The organism is Pseudomonas sp. EGD-AK9 (assembly GCF_000465935.2).
Lineage (GTDB): Bacteria > Pseudomonadota > Gammaproteobacteria > Pseudomonadales > Pseudomonadaceae > Aquipseudomonas.
On sequence record NZ_AVOF01000250.1, the window covers coordinates 1 to 4812 of the forward strand.

Genomic DNA, 4812 nt, shown 5'->3' on the forward strand with positions numbered 1-4812 from the left:
GGCCGAGCCGAACCAGCCGGCGCGGCTGCTGGCGCCGCCGACGTGGGCGCCGGCGACGTGACCGAACAGCTCGGCCTCGCCCCATTGCGGGCTGATGGCGCCGCTGCTCACCGCCACGAACAGCCCGCCGCGCTCGCTGTGGCGGTGGATGTAGCGGGCCAGCAGCTCCTTGCCGGTGCCGGTCTCGCCGCGGATCAGCAGTGCCTGATTGCCCGACGCCAGGGCCTCGGCGCGCTCGCGCAGCTGGCGCGAGCGCGGGTCGACGAATACCAGCGCCTTGGCACGGATGCTCAGCGGGCTCTTGTCGACCTCGGCGAAGGTCAGCGGCGGTGAGAGGTTCGGTGGAAAACTCATAACGTGCAGCTCCAAAGCCGCACCTCACTCGGCGCAGCCTGTACGCGAATAAAAATGAGGCGGGCGGCTGCCTGGCCCGATCCCGCCTCGAAGAGGGTCTAGGGCTGACCAATCAGGCGCGCAACCGCGCCTGCTGCTCGATCCGCCCCTGCAGGCGATACAGATAGCCGAAGCCCTGCTCCCAGTGGCGATGCCCGGACTTGACGTTGATATGCCCGGCACCGCGCAGGATCGCCGCTTCGCTGCCCCACTGCCGGGCCAGCTCGAGAGCCCGCGCGGCGCTGGCCGCGGCGTCGTTGTCGGAGCCGATCAGCAGGCTGGGAAATGGCAGCAGATCGCGCGCAATGGGCGCGAAGTTCCGCAGCGGTTCGGGGCAATCGGGCCGCTCGACATCGGCCGGCGCCACCAGCAAGGCGCCACGCACCCGGCGCAGCAGCTCGAGCGGCGCCTGCGCCGCCCAATGCGCCACGGTGACGCAGCCCAGGCTGTGGGCGATGAGGATGGTCGGGCGCGGATCGGCCTCCACGGCCTGGTTCAGCGCCGCCACCCAATCGCCACGTCGGGGGTTGAGCCAGTCGGCCTGCTCTACTCGCGCGCTGTTCGGCAGGCTGCGCTGCCAATGGCTCTGCCAGTGCTCCTCGGGCGAGCCCTGCCAGCCCGGCAGGATCAGATAACGGATTGCTTCGCTGCCCATGACGGCACCTCCTGAAGTCGAATGGCGCCAGTCTAGGCAGCATGGATCAACCCTAAAAAGAATAAGAATTTATTTGCTTATTCCATTAAGTCGGAAATCTAAATATTCAAAAAAGATCTATAAATGTTCTTAAACAATATTTTTAAGAATATTTCGGCCTCTCTACTATCCGCTCCACGCCAGCCAGACGCTGCGGCGCCCGACAACCTAGGAACCTGGAAATGACCGCGACGCTGAGAAACCTCGAAGGCCAGGACGAAGCCGTGATCCTCCGCGAGATCCAGACTGCCCTGCAGGGCCTGAAATTCGGCTCGGTGGAAATCACCGTGCACAACGGCCAGGTGGTGCAGATCGAACGCAAGGAAAAGTTTCGCCTGCAGCCGCCCGGCAGCAAGAACGCCTGAACCAAGCAAGCAGCCCGACTGGACCACCGGAGGGCGTGACCATGAAAAGAGCCCAGCCATGAACACGCACCGCCACCGTTGCTGTCGCCCGCGAATGTGCGACTGACCGCCACGAACCAGAGCCAAGATAAAAATCCAGTTAGGAGCTGCACCATGTCCATTCGTCGTTTTGCCCTGGCCGCGCTGGCCAGTGCCCTGATCGCCGGCCCGGCCGCCGCCGCCCAGACCCTGCTCAACGTGTCCTACGACCCGACGCGCGAGCTCTACAGCGAATTCAACGCCGCCTTCAACCAGCACTGGCAGGCCCAGGGCAACGAGGCGGTGACCATCCAGCAATCCCATGGCGGCTCGGGCAAGCAGGCCCGCGCGGTGATCGACGGCCTGCGCGCCGACGTGGTGACCCTGGCCCTGGCCGGCGACATCGACGAGCTGTACAAGCTCGGCAAGCTGATCCCGGAGAACTGGCAGGAGCGCCTGCCGGACGCCAGCACCCCCTACACCTCGACCATCGTGTTCCTGGTGCGCAAGGGCAACCCCGAAGGCATCAAGGACTGGGACGACCTGGTCAAGCCGGGCGTGGAAGTGATCACCCCCAACCCGAAGACCTCCGGCGGCGCGCGCTGGAACTTCCTCGCCGCCTGGGCCTACGCCCAGCAGAAGTACGGCAGCGAAGCCGAGGCCAAGGCCTTCACCGAGAAGCTCTACAAGAACGTGCCGGTGCTGGATACCGGCGCGCGCGGCTCGACCATCACCTTCGTCAACAACGGCATCGGCGACGTGCTGCTGGCCTGGGAGAACGAGGCCTTCCTGGCGCTCAAGGAAGAAGGCGGGGAGAACTTCGAGATCGTCGCGCCGTCGCTGTCGATCCTCGCCGAACCGCCGGTGAGCGTGGTCGATGCGAACGTCGACAAGAAGGGCACGCGCCAGGTCGCCGAGGCTTACCTGAACTACCTGTACAGCGAGCAAGGCCAGCGCATCGCCGCCAAGCACTTCTACCGCCCGCGCAACCAGGCGATTGCCGCCGAGTTCGCCCAGCAGTTCCCGCAGCTCAAGCTGGTGACCATCGACGCTGACTTCGGCGGCTGGAAAACCGCGCAGCCGAAGTTCTTCAACGACGGCGGCGTGTTCGACCAGATCTACCAGGCCCAGTGATGCGCAAGGGTGGGTGGGGCTGAAGCCTGCCCACCCTTGGTTTGTTAGAGCGTTCCAACGCCAACCGATTTAAGGACAGGCCATGTCTCGCCGTACTTCCCCCGTCATACCCGGCTTCGGGCTGACGCTGGGTTACACCCTGGTGTACCTCAGCCTGTTGGTGCTGATTCCCCTGGGTGCCATGTTCGTCCACGCCGCCCAGCTCACCTGGGAACAGTTCTGGGCAATCATTTCCTCGCCACGCGTGCTGGCCGCCTTGAAGCTCAGCTTCGGCACCGCCTTGCTCGCCGCCGTGATCAACGGCGTGATCGGCACCCTGCTGGCCTGGGTGCTGGTGCGTTACACCTTCCCCGGACGCAAGATCATCGAGGCGATGATCGACCTGCCGTTCGCCCTGCCCACCGCGGTGGCCGGTATCGCCCTGACCGCGCTCTATGCGCCCAACGGCTTGATCGGCCAGTTCGCCACGGCCCTGGGTTTCAAGATCGCCTACACCCCGCTGGGCATCACCCTGGCGCTGACCTTCGTCACCCTGCCCTTCGTGGTGCGCACCATCCAGCCGGTGCTGGCCGACATCCCGCGCGAGGTCGAGGAAGCCGCCGCCTGCCTGGGCGCCAAGCCGTTGCAGGTGGCTCGCCACGTGCTGCTGCCGGCGCTGCTGCCGGCCTGGCTGACCGGCTTCGCCCTGGCCTTCGCCCGCGGCGTCGGCGAGTACGGATCCGTAATTTTTATAGCCGGCAATATGCCGATGAAGACCGAGATTCTGCCGCTGCTGATCATGGTGCAGCTGGACCAGTACAACTACGCCGGCGCCACCGCCATCGGCGTGCTGATGCTGGTGGTGTCGTTCATCCTGCTGCTGCTGATCAACCTGCTGCAGCGCCGCATCAGCCGTTCCTGAGGAGCCGGGCATGACTTCCACGACCCTGACGGCCAGTGCCGTCAACAACGCCGCCCGTCGCGGCAACGCCCTGGGCCGGCGCCTGCTGATCCTGGCGGCCTGGCTGGTGTTCGCCTTCTTCCTGCTGCTGCCGCTGTTGGTGGTGGCGAGCGAGGCGCTCAAGCAGGGCGCAGGCACCTTCGTCGCCGCGATCCTCGAGCCCGATGCGATCAGCGCGCTGAAGCTGACCCTGCTCGCCGTCGGCATCGCCGTGCCGCTCAACCTGGTGTTCGGCGTGGCTGCCGCCTGGTGCGTGAGCAAATACGAGTTCCGCGGCAAGAGCATCCTGGTGACCCTGATCGACCTGCCGTTCTCGGTGTCGCCGGTGATCGCCGGGCTGATCTACGTGCTGCTGTTCGGCGCCCAGGGCTTCTTCGGCCCCTGGCTGCGCGAGCACGACATCCAGATCATCTTCGCCCTGCCCGGCATCGTCCTCGCCACCATCTTCGTCACCGTGCCCTTCGTCGCCCGCGAGCTGATCCCGCTGATGCAGGAGCAGGGCACCCAGGAGGAAGAGGCCGCGCGCCTGCTCGGTGCCAACGGCTGGCAGATGTTCTGGCACGTGACCCTGCCCAACATCAAATGGGGCCTGATCTACGGCGTGGTGCTGTGCACCGCGCGGGCCATGGGCGAGTTCGGCGCGGTGTCGGTGGTGTCCGGGCATATCCGCGGCTACACCAACACCTTGCCGCTGCACGTCGAGATTCTCTACAACGAATACAACCACGTCGCCGCCTTCAGCGTGGCCAGCCTGCTGCTGCTGCTGGCGCTGCTGATTCTGCTGCTCAAGCAGTGGAGCGAGTCCCGTATCAACCGCCTGAAAGCCAGCGCCGGCGAGGAATAAGCCATGAGCATCGAAATCCGCAACGTCAGCAAGAACTTCAATGCGTTCAAGGCGCTGAGCGACATCAACCTGAACATCCAGAGCGGCGAGCTGGTCGCCCTGCTCGGCCCCTCCGGCTGCGGCAAGACCACCCTGCTGCGCATCATCGCCGGCCTGGAAACCCCGGACAGCGGCAGCATCCAGTTCCATGGCGAGGACGTGTCGAACCACGACGTGCGCGATCGCAACGTCGGCTTCGTGTTCCAGCACTACGCGCTGTTCCGCCATATGACGGTGTTCGACAACGTCGCCTTCGGCCTGCGCATGAAGCCCAAGGGCCAGCGCCCGAGCGAAGAGGTGATCAAGCGCAAGGTGCACGAACTGCTCGACCTGGTGCAGCTCGACTGGCTCGGCGACCGCTACCCCGAGCAACTCTCCGGCGGCC

The 4812-nt window shown here is 65.4% G+C and carries 7 protein-coding genes; 5 read left to right on the forward strand and 2 right to left on the reverse strand.

Annotated features, from left to right (window positions below; all coding sequences use genetic code 11):
* Both N878_RS12820 and N878_RS12825 read right to left on the reverse strand, forming a co-directional pair.
* Nucleotides 1-354, reverse strand: a 354-nt coding sequence (locus tag N878_RS12820) for a sigma 54-interacting transcriptional regulator (RefSeq protein ID WP_021444046.1), incomplete at its 3' end; no start/stop codon positions are given.
* Between the two features lie 112 nt (nucleotides 355-466).
* Complete coding sequence (locus N878_RS12825; RefSeq protein WP_021444047.1) at nucleotides 467-1048, reverse strand: alpha/beta hydrolase; 582 nt, start codon at nucleotides 1046-1048, stop codon at nucleotides 467-469.
* A gap of 221 nt (nucleotides 1049-1269) precedes the next feature.
* On the opposite strand from N878_RS12825, the gene oscA reads away from it, so the two are divergent.
* The 5 genes from oscA to N878_RS12850 form a co-directional block, all read left to right on the forward strand.
* Nucleotides 1270-1452 (forward strand): sulfur starvation response protein OscA, encoded by a 183-nt coding sequence (gene oscA / locus N878_RS12830; RefSeq protein ID WP_021444048.1) that lies wholly within the window; start codon nucleotides 1270-1272, stop codon nucleotides 1450-1452.
* A gap of 153 nt (nucleotides 1453-1605) precedes the next feature.
* Nucleotides 1606-2604, forward strand: a complete 999-nt coding sequence (locus N878_RS12835; RefSeq protein ID WP_021444049.1) for a sulfate ABC transporter substrate-binding protein — start codon at nucleotides 1606-1608, stop codon at nucleotides 2602-2604.
* Nucleotides 2605-2686: 82 nt separating this feature from the next.
* Complete coding sequence (gene cysT / locus N878_RS12840; protein ID WP_021444050.1) at nucleotides 2687-3505, forward strand: sulfate ABC transporter permease subunit CysT; 819 nt, start codon at nucleotides 2687-2689, stop codon at nucleotides 3503-3505.
* 10 nt (nucleotides 3506-3515) lie between these two features.
* On the forward strand, nucleotides 3516-4388 hold the full coding sequence (gene cysW / locus N878_RS12845; protein ID WP_021444051.1) for a sulfate ABC transporter permease subunit CysW: 873 nt from the start codon (nucleotides 3516-3518) through the stop codon (nucleotides 4386-4388).
* Between the two features lie 3 nt (nucleotides 4389-4391).
* Nucleotides 4392-4812, forward strand: a 421-nt coding sequence (locus N878_RS12850) for a sulfate/molybdate ABC transporter ATP-binding protein (protein WP_021444052.1), incomplete at its 3' end; no start/stop codon positions are given.

What these genes read in the sequence shown, in the direction of transcription:
- N878_RS12835 (WP_021444049.1), top strand. Translation starts at nt 1,606, where the DNA reads ATGTCCATTCGTCGTTTTGCCCTGGCCGCGCTGGCCAGTGCCCTGATC.
- oscA (WP_021444048.1), top strand. Translation starts at nt 1,270, where the DNA reads ATGACCGCGACGCTGAGAAACCTCGAAGGCCAGGACGAAGCCGTGATC.
- cysT (WP_021444050.1), top strand. Translation starts at nt 2,687, where the DNA reads ATGTCTCGCCGTACTTCCCCCGTCATACCCGGCTTCGGGCTGACGCTG.
- N878_RS12825 (WP_021444047.1), bottom strand. Translation starts at nt 1,048, where the DNA reads ATGGGCAGCGAAGCAATCCGTTATCTGATCCTGCCGGGCTGGCAGGGC.
- cysW (WP_021444051.1), top strand. Translation starts at nt 3,516, where the DNA reads ATGACTTCCACGACCCTGACGGCCAGTGCCGTCAACAACGCCGCCCGT.